General features: G+C 44.6%; 21 protein-coding genes. 1 reads left to right on the forward strand and 20 read right to left on the reverse strand.

Annotated elements, in window-relative coordinates:
- Positions 1 to 7 precede the first annotated feature (7 nt).
- From D1155_RS01600 to D1155_RS01640, 10 genes are all read right to left on the reverse strand, one after another.
- On the reverse strand, positions 8 to 1,378 hold the full coding sequence (locus D1155_RS01600; protein WP_160200659.1) for a 2-isopropylmalate synthase: 1,371 nt from the start codon (positions 1,376 to 1,378) through the stop codon (positions 8 to 10).
- Positions 1,379 to 1,581: 203 nt separating this feature from the next.
- Complete coding sequence (locus D1155_RS01605) at positions 1,582 to 2,889, reverse strand: pyrimidine-nucleoside phosphorylase (RefSeq protein ID WP_160200660.1); 1,308 nt, start codon at positions 2,887 to 2,889, stop codon at positions 1,582 to 1,584.
- Positions 2,886 to 4,058, reverse strand: a complete 1,173-nt coding sequence (locus tag D1155_RS01610; RefSeq protein WP_160200661.1) for a phosphopentomutase — start codon at positions 4,056 to 4,058, stop codon at positions 2,886 to 2,888. The genes D1155_RS01605 and D1155_RS01610 overlap by 4 nt, the downstream gene beginning before the upstream one ends.
- Before the next feature lie 18 nt (positions 4,059 to 4,076).
- Positions 4,077 to 4,784, reverse strand: a complete 708-nt coding sequence (locus tag D1155_RS01615) for a metallophosphoesterase (protein WP_160200662.1) — start codon at positions 4,782 to 4,784, stop codon at positions 4,077 to 4,079.
- A gap of 3 nt (positions 4,785 to 4,787) precedes the next feature.
- A complete protein-coding gene (rmuC, locus tag D1155_RS01620) occupies positions 4,788 to 5,999 on the reverse strand; it encodes a DNA recombination protein RmuC (RefSeq protein WP_160200663.1) in 1,212 nt (403 codons plus the stop codon).
- A gap of 267 nt (positions 6,000 to 6,266) precedes the next feature.
- The gene (locus tag D1155_RS15715) at positions 6,267 to 6,521 is read right to left on the reverse strand and encodes a hypothetical protein (RefSeq protein WP_160200664.1); all 255 of its coding nucleotides are present in this window, start codon (positions 6,519 to 6,521) and stop codon (positions 6,267 to 6,269) included.
- 183 nt (positions 6,522 to 6,704) lie between these two features.
- Positions 6,705 to 6,908, reverse strand: coding sequence for a hypothetical protein (locus D1155_RS15720; RefSeq protein ID WP_243150977.1), 204 nt, complete (start codon positions 6,906 to 6,908; stop codon positions 6,705 to 6,707).
- Between the two features lie 65 nt (positions 6,909 to 6,973).
- Complete coding sequence (locus tag D1155_RS15910; protein WP_279261331.1) at positions 6,974 to 7,105, reverse strand: hypothetical protein; 132 nt, start codon at positions 7,103 to 7,105, stop codon at positions 6,974 to 6,976.
- A 59-nt stretch (positions 7,106 to 7,164) separates the two neighbouring features.
- A complete protein-coding gene (locus D1155_RS01635) occupies positions 7,165 to 7,953 on the reverse strand; it encodes a hypothetical protein (protein ID WP_160200666.1) in 789 nt (262 codons plus the stop codon).
- A gap of 273 nt (positions 7,954 to 8,226) precedes the next feature.
- A complete protein-coding gene (locus tag D1155_RS01640; RefSeq protein WP_160200667.1) occupies positions 8,227 to 9,510 on the reverse strand; it encodes an O-acetylhomoserine aminocarboxypropyltransferase/cysteine synthase family protein in 1,284 nt (427 codons plus the stop codon).
- A 91-nt stretch (positions 9,511 to 9,601) separates the two neighbouring features.
- On the opposite strand from D1155_RS01640, the gene D1155_RS01645 reads away from it, so the two are divergent.
- The gene (locus D1155_RS01645) at positions 9,602 to 10,123 is read left to right on the forward strand and encodes a DUF6512 family protein (RefSeq protein ID WP_160200668.1); all 522 of its coding nucleotides are present in this window, start codon (positions 9,602 to 9,604) and stop codon (positions 10,121 to 10,123) included.
- Here D1155_RS01645 and D1155_RS01650 read toward each other — a convergent pair.
- From D1155_RS01650 to D1155_RS01695, 10 genes are all read right to left on the reverse strand, one after another.
- Positions 10,080 to 11,081, reverse strand: coding sequence for a permease prefix domain 1-containing protein (locus D1155_RS01650; RefSeq protein WP_160200669.1), 1,002 nt, complete (start codon positions 11,079 to 11,081; stop codon positions 10,080 to 10,082). The genes D1155_RS01645 and D1155_RS01650 overlap by 44 nt on opposite strands.
- Entirely contained in the window at positions 11,081 to 11,416 is a 336-nt protein-coding gene (locus D1155_RS01655; protein ID WP_330588321.1) for a PadR family transcriptional regulator, read from the reverse strand. The genes D1155_RS01650 and D1155_RS01655 overlap by 1 nt, the downstream gene beginning before the upstream one ends.
- A 147-nt stretch (positions 11,417 to 11,563) precedes the next feature.
- Positions 11,564 to 15,751 (reverse strand): hypothetical protein, encoded by a 4,188-nt coding sequence (locus D1155_RS01660; RefSeq protein WP_207709507.1) that lies wholly within the window; start codon positions 15,749 to 15,751, stop codon positions 11,564 to 11,566.
- A 229-nt stretch (positions 15,752 to 15,980) separates the two neighbouring features.
- Positions 15,981 to 16,847 carry an AAA family ATPase gene (locus tag D1155_RS01665; RefSeq protein ID WP_338548040.1) on the reverse strand — a complete coding sequence of 289 codons (867 nt, stop codon included), beginning with the start codon at positions 16,845 to 16,847 and terminating at the stop codon, positions 15,981 to 15,983.
- Between the two features lie 19 nt (positions 16,848 to 16,866).
- Positions 16,867 to 17,301 (reverse strand): hypothetical protein, encoded by a 435-nt coding sequence (locus D1155_RS01670; protein ID WP_160200671.1) that lies wholly within the window; start codon positions 17,299 to 17,301, stop codon positions 16,867 to 16,869.
- 19 nt (positions 17,302 to 17,320) lie between these two features.
- Positions 17,321 to 17,671 (reverse strand): arsenate reductase family protein, encoded by a 351-nt coding sequence (locus D1155_RS01675; protein WP_160200672.1) that lies wholly within the window; start codon positions 17,669 to 17,671, stop codon positions 17,321 to 17,323.
- Between the two features lie 9 nt (positions 17,672 to 17,680).
- The gene (locus D1155_RS01680) at positions 17,681 to 18,769 is read right to left on the reverse strand and encodes a M50 family metallopeptidase (protein ID WP_160200673.1); all 1,089 of its coding nucleotides are present in this window, start codon (positions 18,767 to 18,769) and stop codon (positions 17,681 to 17,683) included.
- Complete coding sequence (aroQ, locus tag D1155_RS01685; RefSeq protein ID WP_201759507.1) at positions 18,747 to 19,184, reverse strand: type II 3-dehydroquinate dehydratase; 438 nt, start codon at positions 19,182 to 19,184, stop codon at positions 18,747 to 18,749. The genes D1155_RS01680 and aroQ overlap by 23 nt, the downstream gene beginning before the upstream one ends.
- The gene (locus D1155_RS01690) at positions 19,184 to 20,374 is read right to left on the reverse strand and encodes a shikimate kinase (RefSeq protein WP_160200675.1); all 1,191 of its coding nucleotides are present in this window, start codon (positions 20,372 to 20,374) and stop codon (positions 19,184 to 19,186) included. Before D1155_RS01690 ends, aroQ begins: the two co-directional genes overlap by 1 nt.
- Before the next feature lies 1 nt (position 20,375).
- A complete protein-coding gene (locus tag D1155_RS01695) occupies positions 20,376 to 21,515 on the reverse strand; it encodes a bifunctional chorismate mutase/prephenate dehydratase (RefSeq protein ID WP_243150978.1) in 1,140 nt (379 codons plus the stop codon).
- Positions 21,516 to 21,527: the final 12 nt, after the last annotated feature.

The raw sequence follows: 21,527 nt of genomic DNA on the forward strand, positions 1-21,527 counted from the left end.
AGCCTCCTTACTGTTCACTCTCAGACGTTAATTCCCGAACCTTATCTTCCAGCTCTTTATTAGATAAGCTGGTGGTTCGTCCGTCTGCATACATCTCATCAACCCATTCCTTTAGGGTGTGCACAATAGGCGTATCCTTGGACATTTTCTCCTCGCCGCAAAGACCGTAATGCTCGTTCATCCAGTATGCGATACCTGCAAGACCGCTGGTCTTGCTGACCGCAACCCCCGGCGTTCTTCCAAGAAGTTTCTTCGTGTCAAAGATATTGTAAATTTCCTCGTCCTTCATTAGCCCGTCGGCATGAATGCCTGCCTTCGTCACATTGAAATTCTCACCAACAAACGGCGTCATCGGTGGAATATTGTATCCCATCTTATCTCTGAAATATCTTCCGATTTCAGTAATTGCTGTCGGATCCATACCGTCCATGGAACCTTTCAGAGAGGCATATTCAAAGACCATAGCCTCAAGCGGGACATTTCCTGTACGTTCTCCAATACCCAGCAGAGAGCAGTTTACAGCGCAGGCACCGTAGAGCCACGCTGTAGAAGCATTCGCCACAGACTTATAAAAGTCATTATGCCCGTGCCATTCCAGCATCTCGCTGGGAACACCGGAGTACTGCTGCAAGCCGTAAATAATTCCAGATACACTCCTTGGCAGCGCCGCTCCATTATACGGAACGCCATAACCCATAGTATCACAGGCTCTGATTTTTACCGGCACGCCAGCCTCCCTGGAAAGCTTCATAATCTCATTGACAAAAGGCACTACAAAGCCATAAAAATCTGCTCTGGTGATATCCTCCAGGTGACATCTAGGCACTACACCCTCCTCAAAGGCTTCTCGAATCGTTTCAAGATAGTAGTCCACCGCCTGTCTTCTCGTCATGTTCATCTTCTTAAAAATGTGGTAATCACTGCAGGATACCAAAATTCCGGTTTCCTTAATCCCCAGTTCTTTTACCAGACGAAAATCCTCTCGTTTCGCACGAATCCATGTAGTGATTTCCGGGAATTTCAAATCCAGTTCCATGCATTTTTCTACTGCCTGGCGGTCTTTTTTCGTATAAATAAAAAACTCAGACTGACGAATCAGTCCATATGGTCCGCCCAGTCTGGAAAGCAATTTGTATAGATCTACAATCTGCTCTACAGTATAAGGAGCCATAGATTGCTGTCCGTCTCGAAAGGAAGTATCTGTAATCCAAATATCTTCGGGCATGTTCATCGGCACCCGCCTATGGTTAAACACCACCTTCGGCACCTCAGAATAATTGTACATATCTCTATATAAATTGGGCTGCGGAATATCCTGCAAGTCATATTTATAGGTTGGTTGTTCCAACAGATTAGATTTCCTCGATATCTCTATCATATTTCTACCTCCTTTTTCCTTCATCCGCTTTTGTGCATTAACGCATTCGATTATCTGTATACAAGTATAATTGTTTTCATCTTGTTTGTCAATAGAATATGTATAATTGTTCTTAAATTGTTTTCACATTTTACTCACATCTTCTATCTTATGCAGGCACTGCTGCCCGTACAACGCATTTCCAATAAAAAAGAGACTGTGTATTACAGTCCCAAAATTTCTTTTATTAGCTCCGGTCTTTCCGGTTTTTCTTTTCCTATCACAAAAGCCTTCTCCGCTTCCTTTACAGCAGCCGCCAGCTTTCCTTTACTGCTGCCGTAAAGGGTAGCCAAAACTTCTCCTTTGGCTGCCTTGTCGCCAACTTTGCAATGAAGGTAAATGCCCGCCGCCAAATCCACGGAATCTTCCTTCGACTGTCTGCCGGCGCCGGTATGCTGCGAAGCAATCCCAATTGCCCTGGCGTCAATAGACGTAATAAAGCCAGCTTCAGGCGCAGTGAGTTCCATGCTGTACGCAGCCGACGGAAGCAAATCGTAGTCCTCTATGACCGCCGGATTTCCACCCTGTCTGGTAATCAGCGTTTTCAGCTTTGCCAATGCCGCCCCGCTGTACAGCGCCTGTTTCGCCATCATTTCTCCTTCTGCCGAAGTTTTTGCTCTTGCACCGAGGAAAATCATCACGCCTGCCAGTTTCAGAGAAAGTTCTGTGATATCCGCAGGACCATTGCCTTTAAGGGTCTCGATGGCCTCGATGACTTCCAAACTGTTTCCTACAGCGTGGCCCAGCGGCTGATTCATATCGGTCACTACCGCTACAGTTTTCTTGCCCGCTGCGCTGCCGATTTCGCACATCAGACTGCCCAGCTCCTCTGCCGCCGCCTGATTTTCCATAAAAGCGCCGCTGCCACATTTTACATCTAGTACAATGGCATCGCTGCCTGCAGCAAGCTTTTTGCTCATAATGCTGGAGGCAATCAAGCTGAGATTTTCCACCGTGCCCGTCACATCCCGCAGTGCATAGATTTTTTTATCAGCCGGCGTGATATGGGCGGTCTGACCGATGACGGCAATGCCCGCCTCATTGACCTGTTTCAGGAAAGCTGCTGGCTCAAGGGTGGTCTGAAATCCAGGAATGGCCTCCAGCTTATCCACAGTTCCACCTGTAAATCCAAGGCCTCTGCCGCTCATCTTTGCGATAGGAATGCCGCATGCTGCAGCAAGGGGCGCACAAATCAGCGTGGTTTTATCTCCCACGCCGCCGGTGGAATGCTTATCTACCTTGATGCCGAAAATTCCAGACAAATCCACCGTATCGCCGGAATATCGCATAGCGTCAGTCAGCGCAAAGGTCTCTTCCTTATCCATCTTCTGGAAATAAATCGCCATCAAAAGTGCCGCCGCCTGATAATCAGGAATGTCGCCCTGCGCATAGCCCTTGACAAAAAATCCGATTTCCTCTGTTGTCAGTTTACCGCCGTCCCGTTTCTTTACGATGATATCGTTCATATTCATTTTAAAATCTCCTCTAAGAAGCTCTCTCCAATTGCAGTTTTTTCAGTACCCAAATATGCCGCAATGCTCGCCCCGATATCAGCAAAGGATTTGCGCGTACCTAAATCGACGCCTGCTTTGACATGCTTTCCATAGACCACCAGTGGAATGTACTCTCTAGTGTGATCCCAACCGGCATGTACCGGATCGTTGCCGTGGTCAGCACAAATCATCAGAATATCGTCCTCGCCCATAGCTGCTGTGATTTCAGGAAGTCTTCTGTCAAACTCCATAATCGCCCTGCCGTAGCCTTCTGCATCTCTTCTATGGCCGAATTTAGAGTCAAAGTCCACAAGGTTTGTAAAAATCAGCCCCCCAAAATCATCAGTTAACGCCCTGATGGTCTGATCCACGCCGTCCATGTTGCTCTCTGTATGTACCGAGGTAGAAACACCGCAGCCGTTGAAAATATCACTGATTTTACCCACCGCATAGACGGTCTGTCCCGCTTCACTGACAAAATCCAGGAGTGTTTTCTGCGGTGGTGAAACAGCATAATCCTTTCTGTCCGAGGTTCTGACCCGCTTTCCGTCTTCCATTACATAAGGTCTTGCGATAACTCTACCGCAAGCAAACTCTCCGGTGAGAAGTTCTCTCGCCGCCTGGCAGATTTCGTAAAGCCTTGGCAACGGAATCACCGCCGTATTTGCAGCAATCTGAAAAACGCTGTCAGCCGATGTATAGACGATAGGCTTGCCGCTAGCCTCGTGCTCCGCTCCAAGCTGCTCGATAATTTCTGTGCCGGAAGCCGGATAATTACCCAGACAGGAAATTCCGATTTTTTCCTCAAAAGCATCCATAAACGCTTTCGGAAACCCGTCCGGATAAGTCTTAAAGGGTGTCCTTGTTTCAATTCCGGCAATTTCCCAATGGCCTGTAATAGTATCCTTTCCTTTAGAAACCTCTGCCAGCCTGCCGAAAGCGCCTTTTGGTGCATCTTCCCTAAGCGCACCTTCAAGGACACCTTCAATATTGCCAAAGCCCATTTTTTTCAGGTTTGGCACTGCAAAGCCGGGCGTATTTGCTGCCGCATGGGCAAAAGTATTTGCTCCCATATCTCCATAGCTGGCTGCATCAGGAAGCGCCCCTACACCCACACTGTCTGTCACCATCAAAATTATTCTTCTCATTTCCTAATCACCTACTTTCTATTCTTCTGACTGATAAATAAGTTCCGGTTTTCCCTCCAGAAAATCGAGAGAAACCAATCTATATTCTACACCGTCAAGTCGTCCTTTTAGTCCGTTTTTAAATGCGTCCTTTCCATGAAGGTGCCCATAAACACAGGTTTTCACCCCATGTTCTGCCATCAAAGCGGTAAATCCTGACGGCTGCAATTTGTCGTTAGTAGGCGGAAAATGCAAAGCCGCAACGATATGCTCTGCGCCCTGCCTCTTTGCTTCATCCAAAGACAGTCCAAGACGAATCAGTTCCCTTTCGTAGATCTTTTTATCGTGGGCGGAAAAGCCATCACTTCCGGGGCACACCCATCCGCGGCTACCACAAACTGCTACGCTGCCAGCCATATAACATTTGTTCTGCAGGAACGTAATGTCATCAAATAGTTTATTCAGCTTGCTGACAGAGGTCCACCACAAATCGTGGTTTCCCTTGGTAATCACCTTTCTGCCCGGCAGCTGGTGAATCCACGCAAGGTCAGCCATAGCTTCCCCCTGCCTGAGTCCCCAGGAAATATCTCCCGGTAGAATTACCACATCTTCTCTTGTAACAAGACGATTCCAGTGGTTCGCCACATTTTCTGCATGGTTTTGCCATCTGCTTCCAAAAATATCCATCGGTTTTTCAATGCGTGCATCCATGGACAAATGTAAATCAGCAATTGCAAATATCTTCACCTTTTATTTCTCCTCTAAATCAAGCAAAACTGCAGATTCATCGTCGTTTAAGGTCGTCACCTTGCGCAGCTTGCTGCGAATCATCCGCGAGCGAGTGCCCACCAGCTTGTCAAGATCGTCGTTTGCCTGATTGATTTTTTTCTGCGCTGCCGCAAGAACGCTTTCAAATTTTTCAAATTCATTTTTTACAGCACCCAAAATATCCCATACCTCACTGGAATGTTTCTGGATTGCCAAAGTCTTAAAGCCCATCTGCAGACTGTTGAGCAGCGCTGCCATGGTAGTCGGACCTGCGATATTGACCTTATAGTCTCTCTGCAGCGTCTCCACAAGTCCGCGCCGCACCACTTCCGCATAAAGTCCCTCAAAAGGCAGGAACATAATGCCAAAGTCCGTTGTATTTGGCGGTTCTACGTATTTATCACGAATATCCTTTGCTTCGGATTTGATAATACGTTCCAAGTTCTTTCCTGCTGCTTCGATGGCTGCACTGTCTCCCTCATCATATGCGTCGACCAGCTTTGCATATGCATCTGCAGGAAATTTTGCATCGATAGGGAGGTAAACAGTTCTATCGTCCTCACCCGGCAGCTTCACTGCATATTCGACACGCTCAGAGCCAGTGCTTCTGGTCGTCACATTTTCCTCATACTGATCAGGTGACAATATCTGTTCCAAAATGGCTCCCAGCTGAATTTCACCGAGAATTCCTCTAGTCTTTACATTGGAAAGAACCTTCTTCAAATCGCCTACCCCCGTTGCCAGAGTCTGCATTTCGCCGAGACCTTTATAAACCTGCTCCAGTCTCTCGCTGACCAGCTTAAAGGACTGCCCAATGCGATCCTCTAAAGTTTTCTGCAGCTTCTCATCTACAGTCTGGCGCATTTGCTCAAGCTGCTTGTTGTTATCTTCCGTAAGCTCACCGATTTTCTGCGACATGGTGCTGCGAATATTTTCCAGCTTCTGCTCATTTTCCATGGTCATATAACGAAATCTCTCACTCAGTTCCGCAAGGCGCTTGTCCTGCATTTGAGTTACCTCTTTCTGGTTTCCGCTTACCATATCCCCAAAGTTCTTAAAAGAATTATTTATGTATTGAATGGTCTCCACTCTGGATTCCTTGATTTCTTTCTGCACCGCCGAAAACTTGCCCAGCACTGCAATGAGAAGGATCAGAATGATAACGCCCAGTATCACCAATGCGATATCCATCATTTTGCCTTACCTCTTTCTTTCATTAAAGTTTCTTTTACTCATACATATATAGTATACCATTTTTTGAAAGGATTCAAAAGTAGAAATGTGTAATCTCCTATCACTTTTAGACTGTATTTTTTTCGGTGAATTCGGACTTTTCACCCTCACCCCCAGATATCTGCTTCTAGTTCTATTTCCCGTCATGGTATTTCTTGGAATACTAGGACAGATTCTCCCCAAAATCCCATTTCTTAAAACCACTTCTCCTCTGATCAATCAACTTTTCTACGGATTTATAGGACTGGGCTGCACCACCTGTGCCTTAGCTGCGCTGACACCATTGACCGATTCCAAAAGCCGCAGCCGCATGGCACTGATCCTCATTTTGCTGGTTCCATGTTCTGCCCAGCTTACCCTCCTTGCCGCCTTTGCATCCATGGTTACCTTACGAGTCTTTTTAGTGTTTTTTCTGTTTTTTGTTCTGTTCGCCGGGGTTTTATACTTAGGGCTGGGGATGCTGTTTCCACTGACAGATACCATGGTAAAGCCGGAAAGCGCAAACGGAAACTTTTCTATTCTGCAAATCCTAAGAGAAGCCTTTCGATCAGTATCTGATACCGCACCAGCATTCTGCGCTGGCAGTGTTATTATCAGTATTCTTCTTTACTTCGGCACCTTAGATGCATTATCTTCTCTCTGTGCACCAATACTTGAGAGTGTGTTTCACTTGCCTTCCGAAGCTGCATCTTTGCTGCTTTTAAACATTCTAAAACGGGATTTCGGTGCAGCATCTTTACTCTCCCTTGCAGGAAGCGGCATATTCAGCGCTGCCCAGCTTTTGAGCTGCGTGGTAATGATGACCTTTTCTGTGCCTTGCTTTAACTCCGCAGTCCTTCTGGTAAAACAACAAAGACTTCCCGGTGCCATATGTATCTGGCTAGGAAGTCTTATGATTTCTTTACTGACAGGCAAAATCGTCTGCGAAGTACTCTTTATATGCGGCTTCTAGTTTTTTCAGTTCTCAAGCTGCACCTGCCCGCACATAGCTCCGGTCCTCTTGCCGCCTTTGCAGCGTCCATCGTAGTTGCACGATAGGAAGCAGTAATCTGATAATATGCCTCCATCCGATCTTTTTATGCCCGCTGATAGTCCATGCTGCTACCTCCTTATTGCTTCTATTTTACTATGATTTCAAAAAAACGTCTATAATTTTTGATATAGTTTTCGAGTCCAATCCGCCGTTCTCATCATCATACGTAGTTATAAGATTTTTCCATGGCACGATTCCCGCCTTACGATACTCTTCAAGTTTGTACTCTGCATGTTCACGGTATTCCGGCTGACCCATCATACCAAAATGCTCCCAATAAAATATTTTCTGTTCTGGTACTTTCAAAATCTCAAAATCTGGATAAAAAACTTTCCCACCAATCAGAATCTGTGGCTCATAGCGATAAGTAATCTGATTCAAAAACAGCTGATTAGCTATATCCAATTCGGACTTCGACCTGACCTTATGACCCTTGATTGTTGTCATTTTCAAATGTTCCTGCAAATAGAAGTTTCTTTCCTGATTTTCATTCTCAAAGTTTTCCGGAGATGATATTCCGCACAGAGCATAACATTCCTCCGGTAGCATCTGATATGCTTTACCTAACTTAGGCAAAACTGAAAGCGGATCATAATTCTGATATTTTTCAAGTAAGCGCTCCATTGCTAAAAGATTCGTCTCAATCTGTCTAATGCTTTTCTCAAGGTAGCCTCGCTCCTTTAACTGGTCAATTAAAAGCTGCTTGCTGCCTGGGATATAAAATTCCTCTCTCCCATTAGCATTATAGTCTCTCTTATAGTAGTAGCCATTTTTCATTACCAGCTTTCCCTTCGGCAGCTTACGTAGTCGATGCTCAAAAGTCTGTTTCTGCATTTCCTGCAGACGTTTTTCATTTTCAATGATTCCTCTAATGTCTTCCATATTGTCCTTTCGTACCTATTTAAGATTTTTTGAAATAAGGTACTAATTCTTTAGCCAAAATCAAAACAAAATTTCACAATTTGCTCAAGCTATGTTACAAATTATTACATTTTATCCATTATATCCTATATCCAGACAAATTGCTACCCTTCTTCACAAAAAAATAGCGACAATTTGCCGCTATTTTTAAGATTCACTTGAATTTTGATCACACTTTTGATACCTTTTTTTCAAAAATCAATATTCGGTACTAAAGCCCGTCAGCTGTCAACATTATTTCAGTGCATTCAACGCCTGATCAAAATCAGAAATGATATCCTCGATATCTTCGCAGCCTACGGATACACGAATCAGCTCCGGTTTGATACCTCCGGCCAGCTGATCTTCTTCGCTAAGCTGTCTGTGAGTGGTGGACGCAGGATGCAGCACACTGGTTCTAATATCGCCTACATGTACCACGATACTTGCCAGTTTTAGATTTTTCAGCACTTCTTCGCCGCCGGCCTTGCCGCCCTTCGCGCCAAAAGCAAGTACGCCGCTGGCACCTTTTGGCAAATATTTCTGTGCTCTTTCATAATCCTCATCACCAGGCAGCCCCGGATATTTCACCCAATCAACCATTGGATGATTCTTAAGGAACTGTGCCAGAGCTAAAGCGTTGCTGCTGTGTCTGTCCATTCGAAGATGCAGAGTATCCAGTCCCTGGAAGGTAAGAAACGCATTCATAGGTGCCATAGTGCAGCCCAAATCTCTAAGCATCTGCGCTCTCAGCTTTACACAAAATGCCTGATTTCCAAACTTCTCAAAGTATTTCAAACCGTGATAGCTCTCATCCGGTTCTACCATGCCAGGATACTTGTCTGCATATTTATTCCAGTCGAAATTACCGCCTTCAATTACCATGCCCCCTACACTGGTTGCATGTCCGTCTGCCCACTTGGTTGTAGAGTGGGTTACAAAATTTGCACCATGCTTCAATGGCTGACACAGGTATGGAGATGCCAGAGTATTATCCACCACGAGAGGCACGCCAACCTCGCCAGCAGCCTCAGCAAACTTTTCAATATCTAGAACGGTCAATGCAGGATTTCCTAAAGATTCGCCAAAAATTGCCTTAGTATTAGGCTTTGCCTGTGCTACGATTTCTTCCTTGGAAAGGTTGTAATCGATGAAAGTAGTTTCAATCCCCATCTTTCTCAAAGTAACGTTAAACAGGTTAAATGTGCCTCCATAAATATTTCCGCATGCGATAATATGATCGCCTGCTTCACAAATATTCAGCATGGTAATCAGGTTTGCAGCCTGTCCTGCACTAGTTGCAATACCCGCGGTTCCACCCTCCAGCGCTGCCATCTTTTCTTCCAGCGCATTAACGGTTGGACTTCCCAGTCTGGTATACATAAAGTCTGCACTTTCTAAATCAAAAAGCTTAGCCACATCTTCTGCATCATAGTATCTGTAAGTGGTATTCTGGACAATCGGCAATACTTGCGGTTTCCCACTCTCTGCCTTATATCCGCTGTGAATACAGCTTGTATTGAATTTATACTCCGACATAATTTCACTCCTTTAATAAACATATTTGCCTTCTATTTTATACCAATCCCAGCATAAAATCAAATATATAATAAAAAAGAGGTGACTGATTTTGATTGAAATTTACGGGATATTTTTTACCTTCGGACTGGGTGTACTTCTCCACTTTACCTATGAGTGGTCCGGTCGCAGTCTGCTGATTTCCTTTCTTGCTCCAACAAACGAAAGCGTCTTCGAACATTTAAAGCTTTTGCTGACTCCGTTTCTGCTTTGGAGCCTCAATGAGTACGTTCATTACGGTCAGTTTACGCAAAATTTTATCCCTGCTAAAACCATAGGGCTTCTTGCAGGGATCGTATTCATCGTATTATGTTTTTACAGCTATACCGCCATCTGTGGCAGAAATTTTCTTCCTGCAGATATCGGCATCTTTGCAGCTTCTGTGGTAATCGCCTTTAGTTCCTCCCACGCTCTCATGACTCTGGAGTTTTTAGGAAAGGTTTCCATCAGGCTCCTTTCTGGCACCGTACTGATTCTGCTGCTTCTCTTTTTTGCAGCCTGTTCCATCTGTGCTCCCTATGGTCGCCTTTTTAGAAGTCCTTATCCTTGCCAGAACAAAAAGCACTGTAAGTAGCTATAATGACTACAAAAAACAGTCCCGCCGCCGGCCATATAATCCAGCTTCTGCCCCAATCGTGGGTGAGAAGACTATAGACTAGATAAATCAGTACAATACACGGCCAGTAAATTCCGCCGATTCTGTTTGCAAAGTCCTCCCCTTTTCGCATCCCTTTTTTCATTTGCGGCGAATAGTCTTCTCTCTGCATCAGCACATTATAGCAGCCATAAGGAACGCCTGTAGTAATAAGCAGGTAAACACCGCTGCCAACCATAACAAACAAAATGCACGGCGGAATATTCTCTGCTAAGTGAAGCACCGACTCGTTGAGAATTACCGGAATCACAGAAAGAATACAGAGGAGTACGCCGACAGCAATTTTCGATGCAAACTGCGGTCTGTCTTTCTGCTGCATATCCTCCAGCATACGAATCGCACTTTCATCCAAGGAAAGGTTCTCTTTCTTCAGATAATCAAACCTACTCATAGCTACACCATTTATAATAAACAGCACTACGGCAGCCGCAATCAGAACAAACATCAGTACCACACCCAGCGCGCTGCCTCTTTCCTCTCCGAAGATTTCTTCTCCCATGACAGGAAAAATCAGAGATACTAAAATCAACATAACTCCTGCCCCGATTCCCTGAGACAAGCGTTCCATGGAAGCAATATAAGTTCTGCACTCCTCTTTCGTTACTCTGCGCCCTGAAAACATTCCCTCAGTATGCGAATAACAACTTTCCTGCGACTTCTTGCTTTTATCAATGCCCAGCTCACAAATCAGCTCATCTACACTGCCGAATTCTGCAATAACTGTGCCTATCGCTTCATTTTCACTTTTACCTTCAGCTTTCAATGCTGTATATTTTTCCTCCATCATAAAAGCCATTTCTTGCTTTACCCTTCTGACTTCACCTGTATCCGCAAGTTCAGCAAACATGCTCTCTAAATAATTCAAAATAATTTCCACTACACATCCTCCTCTATTATAAATTTCTCCACAACCTCTTTAGTAACCTGCCATTCCCGACATTTTTCGTTGTAATAAGCTCTGCCTTCTTCTGTAATGCGGTAGTAGGTGCGGGGCTTTCCGCCGCTAGCGCTGTTTCCTGCAAAAACTTCTACATAGCCGTTCCTCTCAAGCCTGGTAAATGCCGAATAAAGGGTAGTTTCTTTGATAATATATTTCTCCTCGGTCAGTTCCTTAATCCGTTTGGAAATCTCATAGCCATAAGAGGGTGCCTCTCGTAAAAGATACAAAATCATGGTATCATTATAGCCCCGAATCACATCACTGCTAATCACCTGGCAGACCTCCTTTCCAGTATTACGTCTGTCGTAGTACTTTTATGTTCCAATCATAGCACAACTACTACGACAGGTCAAGTAGTTTTTCTTCATTTAAAAAGCTGCCGCACAACTTCTGTGCAGCAGCTTTAGGTTATAAATGATTTATTTTACACCGTTTTTTCTTCTGATTCCAAATACCATGCCGCAAAGTGCCAGCACTGCAGCAGCAAGTCCTGCAACCCAGAGCAGCATATTAGCTGTATCTCCAGTTCTTGGAATCCACCAAGGTAGCTCGTCTGTTTCAGGATTCTGTTCCTTGATAATGTTCTTAATATCTTCTGGAGATTTGATATTTTTATCTGGCTTGCCATCTCCATCAGTGTCGATATTGACATCCGGTTTACCATCTCCATCCGTATCCACGTTCAAATCTGGGATGCCATCTCCATCGGTGTCAATGTTGATATCTGGAATACCGTCTCCATCAATATCGATGTTGATATCCGGTTTGCCATCTCCATTGGTGTCAATGTTGATATCCGGTTTGCCATCTCCATCCTTATCGATGTTGATGTCTGGCTTTCCGTCTCCATCTTTATCGATGTTGATGTCTGGCTTTCCGTCTCCATCCTTATCGATGTTAATGTCCGGTTTGCCGTCCCCATCTTTATCAATGTTGATGTCTGGCTTTCCGTCTCCATCTTTATCGATGTTGATGTCTGGCTTTCCGTCCCCATCCTTATCGATGTTAATGTCTGGCTTTCCATCGCCATTGGTATCTACATTTACATCCGGTTTACCATCTCCGTTGGTGTCAATATCCAAATCCGGTTTACCGTCTCCATCGGTATCTTTGTTAATATCTGGCTTTCCATCGCCATCGGTATCAACGTTCACATCCGGTTTGCCATCTCCGTTGGTGTCGATGTCTAAATCCGGTTTGCCGTCTCCGTCAGTATCTTTATTGATATCCGGTTTGCCGTCTCCGTTGGTGTCAATATCTACATCCGGTTTGCCATCTCCATCGGTGTCTTTATTGATATCTGGTTTGCCGTCTCCATCGGTATCAATGTCGACGTCCGGTTTACCATCATCATCGGTATCAATATTGATATCCGGCTTATCATCGCCATCGGTATCAATGTTAATATCAGGGAGTCCATCGTCATCCGTATCAATATTGATGTCTGGAATTCCATCGTCATTGGTATCCTTATTAAGATCAGGATCCTGAATAATCGGCTTTATTACATTGTACGCCAGATTAATCGTCGTCTTGTTTCCCTGTGCATCGGTAACAGTTGTAGTAACTACATATTTCCCAGGCTTAGACAAATCAATCTCTTGAATTTCATTGCCATCTGCATCCCTAATTGTAACGTCTGCAACTTTTAAAGGATTTCCTTTTTCATCTTTCAGCAAACGCCCGTCAATGCCGATAAATACATACCTATCGTTGAAAAATTTTACCAACTCAGTCTTCGAAACGGTCTTATCTTTTTCCGTCTTCCGGTTTACTTTGTCATTGACTTTTCCATGCAATCTAAAAATATCACCATCGTCTTCGATTCTCTCGATCTCACCTGGCTCCAGGATAGTTCCCTTCGGCTCTTCATCCGGATGATCCGGGTCACTGCCAGCACTTGGAATCACTGGAGTTGGCGGATTTACAAATGGGAAGTTGGTCGGCTCATCTGTATCAGAGCCACCTGGTGTACCCGGCTTTTCTTCCGGTTTGACAAGAGAATAAGATTCTTCGTAGTTATAACCTTCTGTATATTTTGCTTCTACTACAAACTTGCCGGATTCCAGTTTCGGAATAGCTGGATAAGCACCTGTATTAAAAGAAATCACTTTATCAATCACGCCATATGCATACTCTTCTCCGTTGATTTCTTCCGTTGCTGTTTTTGCATTCGCTTTAATCGGCTCTCCAACTTTTACACCGTTGACATAAAACTGAATATATCCATCTGGCGCTTTGCAGGTAGGTTTTCTCTTTGCTGCCCCCTGTTTTGCCTTGGCTTTAAAGGTCATCTTCGTTACAATGGTTTCATGGGTAGCCGGGTCTTCTCCATATTCGATATCATAAGTCGCGTCTGCAATTTCTGATGGAATCTTATTGATAATTGCCCAGCCCGTTGCACGATGCCCCCAGTAACTTTGTGCAAAGTTCTCATAGCCTGCAAGCGTACCGTCAGAATATTGGGTCGAGGTCATCGTAAATTTCAAAATACCTGCGTCTTCCGGCAGCTTATTTCCAAGCAGCTGTTCTTGCTCAATCGGTTTCCCATTCTGTTTATCATAACGCTGCGCCTTATACGACACCTTTGAAGGATTATCTAAATATTTATTGTCTATTTCTCCGGTATAAAGTCCGATCTTCGTATCGATGACATTACCAGAAGCATCTGTGATTTCGTTTTCAATCGTTGATACGTCAATGGCATTAAACGGTAAGCCATCGTAATCTTTGGTCATCTTCTCCTGACTATATTCATCTGGCAATTCAAAGTCTACATATCGTTTCAAAGGTGCTGCTGCATTAGGATCCTCCGTAGGTTTAACGGAACTAATGAAAAGCGGTTCTATCTCCATTACGATTTCATTACCATTTTCATCTACTGTTACAGGCTTCAAGCTTACTTTTACTTCCTGCCCTGCAACCGGTTTTCCCTGAAATTCGTATGGGAGCCATAGATATAGTTTGCCGTTATCAAAGAAAGACGGTGCACCATATTCGTATTTTTGACCACCAATCGATAACTCCCAATCTGTAATCGCATGATTTTCGATAAGCTCTTCCTTTGTCGTACCATCTGCCATTTCGTGCTTAATCTTTTCGCCAGATAAGTTCACAGTTGTTACAAAGACCCTTGTTTTCTTCGTTAAGTCTCCATAAGCCGTACCACCATTACATTGGAATTTTCCCGGTGCAGATAATCGAATCGAACCGCCGGTAACAACCACGTCACCGCCTGCTCCACCGATATCATACCAGCCTGCCTGCGATTTCGGCAACAATGTGCCCCCAGTAATCGTAATGGTCTTGCCAGTATTGGTTCCAGAGCATCCCTGACCAAACGCATTACTATGCTCAAATCCCTCCGATTTGAGGAATCCACCGTTGATATTGATATCACCAGCAATGGTACTCTTCGGTGTTTCACATAAAATCGCATCTGTAAACGCATAGGTGGTTTCTGCTCCATTGGACATCCCACCTATATAGGTGCAGCCGCCACCAACGCCCGCGCCATGAAAAGAACCCTTTGCATCAATGTCTCCGCCGTTAAACGTAGTCACTGTACTACCACCGGCATGCCCGCCGCCGATGCCGCATCCCGCTCCATATCGGCTTTCTGTCGGACCGTTGGCATATGCTTTAATCTCGCCGCCGTTAAAGGTCATATCTCCACTGTTTTCAATCGGACCGCCTCCAATTGCTGATGCGCGAAGGCCGCCGTTGACTTCTAAAGTACCTGGATTGGCACTATCCAGCATTGTCAATCGATCGCCTGCCTTAACCACAGTGCCATCAGCAAGAACTGCATCTCTGGATACTTTGCCATCTTTCGGCGCTACAAATTGTCCATTCTGATCTACATTTCTACGACTATCGTCAATGGTCAATTTAGAACCTTCTCCGCAGCGAATACCCGGAGACTGAATATTTCCATTGCTATTATTACAAGTGAGCCTATTCGTACTGCCATCGGCAAGGGTCAAATGCAAAGAAGTCGGATTACTCAAATCCTCTTTATTTGTCACGATATTTACCGGATAGTATGCATTAATATCTACACCTGCAAAGGTTAAATCCGCATGCACACCTGCCTCAATAAAAATCCCTGCATTTGACGTACCACTAGTGGATATCGTCAATGGTGTGCCTTTTTTAATAACAAGTGCCTGAAATGTTCGCGGCACTACACTACCTACTGTAGGCACATACTGACCAGCAGTGCTTTCTGCACTTCCATATCCCTGCGTATTATATACAGTTTCTTTATACTCATAATCCACGCCATATGTACCGCCGGTTACATTAAATGCACCAGTGTCATTTGACTGTGGATCAATGCCGTCATCAGAAAATGCAACCATGCGTTTACCGCTCTCAGTCTGATTTTCTTCCTCTTCACCCACTTCTGCCGCATCTACATCTTCCGTTTCTTTGTCAACGTCAACATCGGCGCCATCTACAATGCCGCCCTCTGCATCAACATTTTCATCCGGTATTTCACTGCCTTCCGGCTGCACTTCGTGCTCGGCTTCAGTTAAAGGTGCCTCAGTCGCATAGGACTGACCCCCCCCCCAGCCATTTTCCGGAAGAAAGCAAGCCACCACCGAATGCTGAGAAAACGAAAAACAGACACAACATGCGAGCTAAAAGCTTCTTGTTGTAATGTTTCATTTGGTTTACCTCCCTTTTTCGTTTTGGTAAGTTCTTACTTCTTTCTTAAGTTAATAGACTTTTGAATGGTAAGAAGCGATGGAGCGCTATATCAAACTCTTCCTTCGCTTCATTCTTTTTCATCAAAAATCATTTTTATTCTACACCCGCAGGAAGTCGTTGTCAAGTTTCTGCTAATAGCTCCTCTTCATGGGACTTAAAAAACTCGAAATATCTGCGTACATTCTCAAGTTCAGTCCATCTGCGCTCAGTAACTGGCAGAGCATCAAGATCATAGATTTTGCTCTGTTTTGTCGCCAAAATAAAGGGCGAATGGCTCGCTATAATAAACTGACAATTAAAGAATCTTGCAGAATCTTCGATAAATCCGGTCAGTTCCTGCTGATATGCTGCCGACAAACTGTTTTCTGGCTCGTCCAAAAGATAAATTTGGTTTGCCTCTATCTTTTCTGTAAAGTACATAAATGCACTTTCTCCATTGGAACGTCCACGGGCATTTCCCGGCATATTCTGCCTGATAAACTCCGACTTCGTATTTCTCCGAGCGGAATTAACCTGTTTCAGTTTCTCATAGTCGTCAAGACTTTTCAGCTGAAATTTCTCACACCGCAGCTGTCTGTATGCCTCCATCAGATCTTCTCGTTTTGTGTCCACACCATGGTTAAGGGCTCGCAGATCAAAGAGATAGTCAAAAACATCATCACTGGTGATAATGGTGCTATCCTGATAGTAAGATTCCCACTCTACTTGACACATTCTGGAAAAATCCGCAAAAAAACTGCTATTGTTATAAGGTGCGCTGCGCTGTGCGCCTATGGCTTCAGCGATAACATTGAGCAAGGTCGTCTTACCCGAACCATTGCTGCCATAAAATATGGTAATCGGTTCAAAATCTACAGCAGAAAACCCCTTCTGCGGGAAAATACCAAAGGGGTAAAAACTGTCATAACAAGTCTGCCTTATATCATTAAGAAAAAGTTCTTCCGCTATCATTTCCGGCAGTTTGAAGTTTTTTAAATATACCATCATGTGTCCCCCTGATGTCCTTTTACAGAGCCTGTTGCTCCATGCGCAGCAAATCCTCTATAATTCTGTTCACTTGCCAAATCGCCTGATCCACCTGCTCTTTCGCCTGGCTGATCTTAGACTGGACAAACACATCTGCCAAAATTCCGTCGAAGAAAAAATCGGCAAAAGTTAGAAATCCTCCAATATCGATCTGGAAATCCAATATTCCACTGACGTCTTTCAGTTCTCTCTGAAAGACCATTACCTGGCGTTTTGCTGATTCCAATTCCCGCTTTGCACTCCCCATCTTCATGTGTTTGCCGATTCCGCCAATCAAATCAAATCCCAGCATGTCTGCAATCCCAAACCCCGACGCACTGTCTAGTTCCTGCCTTGCCCGATTTAGATATTGCAAAGTCAATCTTCCCGCGTCGATGGCCTCTCTGATTTCTCTAAGCCTCTGCTCTCTTTCCATATTTACCCTCCGTAAAATTCTATAACACTTTCTCCGTCCACTCAGCTTCTTTAAATCCCGTCAGGACAAAATCAGCTCCGATGACAAGGGGACGCTTTACCAGCATACCATCGCTGGCAAGCAGGATAATCTGCTCCTCTTCACTCATATTCGGCAATTTTTTCGAAAGTTCCATCTCCCTGTAGATTATCCCACTGGTATTGAAAAACTTTTTCAGCGGAAGACCGCTCATCTCATACCAGCTGCGAATCTGCTGCGAATCTGGATTCTGCGTCTTAATATCAAAGAGTTCATACTCTGCACCATTTTCATCAAGCCACGCGAGAGCTTTCTTGCAGGTGGAACATTTTGGATAACAATATACTTTCATCTACACAACCTACATCAGTTTCTGTTCTGTCCTGATTTCACCCGGCGTCGGGTAAGTCTTCAGGACTTTCTCAAAATTCGCTTTCGCCTTCTTTGCCGCCTCTTCATCTTTGCTGAACCGAACTGCATAGGCATAAAGCGTCCTTTGGGTATTTGGATACCCCTTTATTGACTTCATAAACTTTTTCAGCTGTTTCGTATACAGTCTGTCCACTTCTTCTTTCCTACATTGTCCGATGAGTTCCAAAAATAGAAGTTCCATTTGAGCAAAATTCTTATAGAAGGGCAGCAGTTTTGGCGAGCTGAATAACTTGTATCCTGCCGCCTGTGCCTCATCAAATCTTCCCTCATCCATGCGCCTTTGCATTTCTGCGAAAGCAATGGCCTCTACCAGAGGATTACCCGAAAAATCCCCTTCCGGCACTACAAAATATTCTTCCGGCATTTCAGCAAGCCGCTTGCCGTCCGTCTGCTGCAGCTTATTAATCCTCATCTGTCGCCAAAACGCATCTGCACTTTCTTTATCCCTGCGAAATGTCTTGATATTATAGCCGTCGTTGGCAACGCCGCCCATCTTCAGAGGAACCAGATTGGTTACTGCAAAGTAAAGCCCCATCAATCCCAGTATCAAACATATCATACGCCCAGTCGTTTCCTGTGGGCACAGCGACATACCTATAAATCCTAACGCACTGAACAGCAGATTGGAAAGACCGCCGCCTAAATTGTATAAAACAGCCGGATATCCTCCATCCTCGTCCTTGTCAGGAGGATCCAAAAGACACTGACCGCCGGTTCCCGGAATACTGAACTTTTTGCGAAGGATTTTGTCCTCTTGCTTGACAAAGATAAGACTGCCGATCCGAAAAGATACGAACTTATAGCCAGAAAGCAGCCCGCAGACCAGATGCCCCGCTTCGTGAGTGATGATAAGCACATACACAATCACTGCAAAGCTGAGTATCAAAAGCGGAATCTCCAGTCCATGACCACTAAAGATCTCCATGCCAAAATATCCCAAAAGGCCGCCGCAAATCATACCAACGATATAAGGCAGCGTCGACACTAGCTTTGCCTTAACTTTCTTTTTGTTTTCCACGCAGTACCTCCATAGCCTCCACATAGCCGTCAAAGCCCTTGCCCATAATCGTCGCAACACAGGCATCCCTGACAAAGGACACCTGTCTAAAGTCCTCACGCTGACGCACATCGGAAATGTGTACCTCCACAGAAGGTATTCCTACAGACTTCAGGGCGTCCAACAGTGCCACACTGGTGTGGGTGTACGCCGCCGGGTTGATTACAATGCCGTCAAATTTACCGTAAGCCTCCTGAATGGCATCCACCATGGAGCCCTCATGATTGGACTGAAAAAAAGCGACTTCCACGTTGAGCCGGGAAGCCGCCTTTTCAACATATTCCACCAAATCGGAGTAAGTCGCTTTTCCGTAAATTTCCGGCTCTCTGATTCCCAGCATATTGATGTTGGGTCCATTGATTACCAGAATCTTCATCATTCTCTCTCCTCATTATTATTGATGTAAAAATCGCTCCAGTAGGAATAAGCGTCCTTTCGCTCCTCATACATCTGCGCAAGCGGCATGGATTTAGAAAGAGGCCTTCCATCTGTTTCCAGCTTATCAAGGTCGCGCTTAATCCAAATCACGATTCCGTTTTGTTTCAAAATGTTGTAGTTGACTTTTTTCTTGACAACACCGCCGCCGGTCGCAATGACAAGACCGGTCTGCACACAGGCCTTTTCCAGCATTTCAGTTTCCACCTTTCGGAAATATGCTTCGCCTTTCTGGTCAAAAATTTCCGGAATAGACATGCCTTCGTGTTCGACAATCATATCATCGATATCCACGAATTTACGCCCCATTCTATTCGCGATTTCGCCGCCAATCAGGGTCTTTCCTGCGCCCGGCATGCCGATTAGAATCATATTCATCGTCTCGCTGCGAACTTCATCAATCGCGCTGTCGATTTCTTCGTCTTCAATTTCTTTATGCTGGAACAGCTCGCTGGCCTGCTTTCCCTGCGCTACCAGCATTTCCAGCCCGCCGGTTGCCGGAATAGATTTCTCTATGGCGTCCAGCACCAGCTTGGTTCTGTTAGGGTTATATATCACATCCACAACACCGCAGCAGTTTTTAAAATCATCTAAGTTGACCGGTGATTTCCCGTTGTTCGGATACATTCCTACAGGCGTTGTGTTGACAATAATTTCCGCATCAAAATGCTGACTGATATTCTCATAATTATGTTCACCACTGCGTGAAATTATGAGAATTTCAGCAGCGTTCAAATCCTTTAGGACTGCTCTTGCGGTCAGAGACGCCCCGCCGCTTCCAAGAACCAGACACTTCATGCCTTTCACTTCGATTTTGTTCTTTTCAAGCATATACTTGAACCCAAAATAGTCTGTATTATAGCCATGCAGTCTTCCTTCTTCATCTCGGATCACTGTGTTGACACAACCGACGGCTTTTGCCGTATCGGAAAGTTCATCGCACATCTCCATGGCTACTTTCTTATACGGAATAGTCACATTGAAGCCGCCGTAGCTTTCATCATGCAGCATGTTTTCCAAATCCTCTGGTTTCGTCTCGCAAAGTTCAAAGGTATAGTCCCCAAACTTACTGTGAATCAGCGGCGAATAGCTGTGCCCCAGCTTTCCGCCAATCAGTCCAAATTTTTTCATGTTAAATCTCCATATAACTTCCTAAGTACTTGAACTCCTGTGTCAGATCTTCAAGCTGGTTCATCAGTCTGACAAATTCCTCAGAGTAAACCTCGGATACGATGTCAAAATAGAACATGTAGTCGAAATCTCTTTCTGGAATCGGACGACTCTCCAGTTTAAAAATCTGAATACCAAGTGCATTAAATCTAGCCAGTACATTGTACAAAGAACCCGGTTTATGGGAAACCACCAGTTTCAGACTCGTCTTGTCAGCGCCGGGATAAATCTCTAAATTCTTGCTGATGCAGATAAATCTGGTATAGTTGTTTCCATTATCCTGTACTCCTTCTTCCAGACACTCCAAGCTGTAAAGCTGTCCACACTCATAGGCCGCCAGCGCAGCAACGTCCGTTCTGTCGGATTCGGCTACCATCTTAGCCGCTTCTGCAGTATTTTCGCAAATGGTAATCTTTGCGTGAGGGAAATGTTTCAGATAGTCATCACACTGCATAATTGCCTGTTCATGAGAAAAAATCTCCTTGATGTCCTCTTTCTTTGTTCCTCTCTTGGCTAAAAGACTATGGTCGATCTTCAGCTTGATACTTCTGACAATGTAGAAGTTGTACTTCATCATCAAATCGTAAATCTGGTTCACTGAACCTGCCGTACTGTTTTCGACAGGCAGAATGCCGTACTGGCACAGCCCCTTATCGATAGCTGCAAATACACCGTTGAAATTCTTCACATACATAATCTTCGGCATTTTAAACAGTCTCTCGCAGGCCTCCTGAGAATAAGCGCCGGTCACTCCCTGGCAAGCTACGCTGGCCTTTGCCGGAAATACCTTAGGTGTGTTTTCCAGTGCATCAGCGATAGATTTTGCCAGCGGCGATTCCTTCTGGGTAATCTTTCTCTGGTGATCTTTGCTCATCTCCATAATTGTATTATATAACACTCTGGTGTAAGATGCCATATCTTCTGAGGCTAAATCTGTAAGTTTGTCAATTTTTTCTCTTTCTCTCATAGCATCCAGCACCGGAAGTTCATTATTTTTCTTGTAACGTGCGATTTCTTCCGCCACTCTCATTCGCTCTTCCAGTTTTTTTACGATTTCTTCGTCAATCGCATCAATTTTGCTTCTATAGTCGTCCATACTCATTTTTTTCAATCT

This window comes from Anaerotruncus sp. 80 (assembly GCF_009936115.1).
In the GTDB taxonomy this organism is placed as follows: Bacteria; Bacillota; Clostridia; order Peptostreptococcales; family Anaerovoracaceae; genus Senimuribacter; species Senimuribacter intestinalis.

Excerpts from the sequence above, each read along its gene's own strand:
- D1155_RS01600 (WP_160200659.1), bottom strand. The coding sequence starts at position 1,378 with ATGATAGAGATATCGAGGAAATCTAATCTGTTGGAACAACCAACCTAT.
- D1155_RS01605 (WP_160200660.1), bottom strand. The coding sequence starts at position 2,889 with ATGAATATGAACGATATCATCGTAAAGAAACGGGACGGCGGTAAACTG.
- D1155_RS01610 (WP_160200661.1), bottom strand. The coding sequence starts at position 4,058 with ATGAGAAGAATAATTTTGATGGTGACAGACAGTGTGGGTGTAGGGGCG.
- rmuC (WP_160200663.1), bottom strand. The coding sequence starts at position 5,999 with ATGATGGATATCGCATTGGTGATACTGGGCGTTATCATTCTGATCCTT.
- D1155_RS15715 (WP_160200664.1), bottom strand. The coding sequence starts at position 6,521 with ATGGTATCTGTCAGTGGAAACAGCATCCCCAGCCCTAAGTATAAAACC.
- D1155_RS15720 (WP_243150977.1), bottom strand. The coding sequence starts at position 6,908 with ATGGCACCGGGAAGTCTTTGTTGTTTTACCAGAAGGACTGCGGAGTTA.
- D1155_RS15910 (WP_279261331.1), bottom strand. The coding sequence starts at position 7,105 with ATGGAGGCATATTATCAGATTACTGCTTCCTATCGTGCAACTACGATG.
- D1155_RS01635 (WP_160200666.1), bottom strand. The coding sequence starts at position 7,953 with ATGGAAGACATTAGAGGAATCATTGAAAATGAAAAACGTCTGCAGGAA.
- D1155_RS01640 (WP_160200667.1), bottom strand. The coding sequence starts at position 9,510 with ATGTCGGAGTATAAATTCAATACAAGCTGTATTCACAGCGGATATAAG.
- D1155_RS01665 (WP_338548040.1), bottom strand. The coding sequence starts at position 16,847 with ATGATGGTATATTTAAAAAACTTCAAACTGCCGGAAATGATAGCGGAA.
- D1155_RS01670 (WP_160200671.1), bottom strand. The coding sequence starts at position 17,301 with ATGGAAAGAGAGCAGAGGCTTAGAGAAATCAGAGAGGCCATCGACGCG.
- D1155_RS01675 (WP_160200672.1), bottom strand. The coding sequence starts at position 17,671 with ATGAAAGTATATTGTTATCCAAAATGTTCCACCTGCAAGAAAGCTCTC.
- aroQ (WP_201759507.1), bottom strand. The coding sequence starts at position 19,184 with ATGAAGATTCTGGTAATCAATGGACCCAACATCAATATGCTGGGAATC.
- D1155_RS01690 (WP_160200675.1), bottom strand. The coding sequence starts at position 20,374 with ATGAAAAAATTTGGACTGATTGGCGGAAAGCTGGGGCACAGCTATTCG.
- D1155_RS01695 (WP_243150978.1), bottom strand. The coding sequence starts at position 21,515 with ATGAGTATGGACGACTATAGAAGCAAAATTGATGCGATTGACGAAGAA.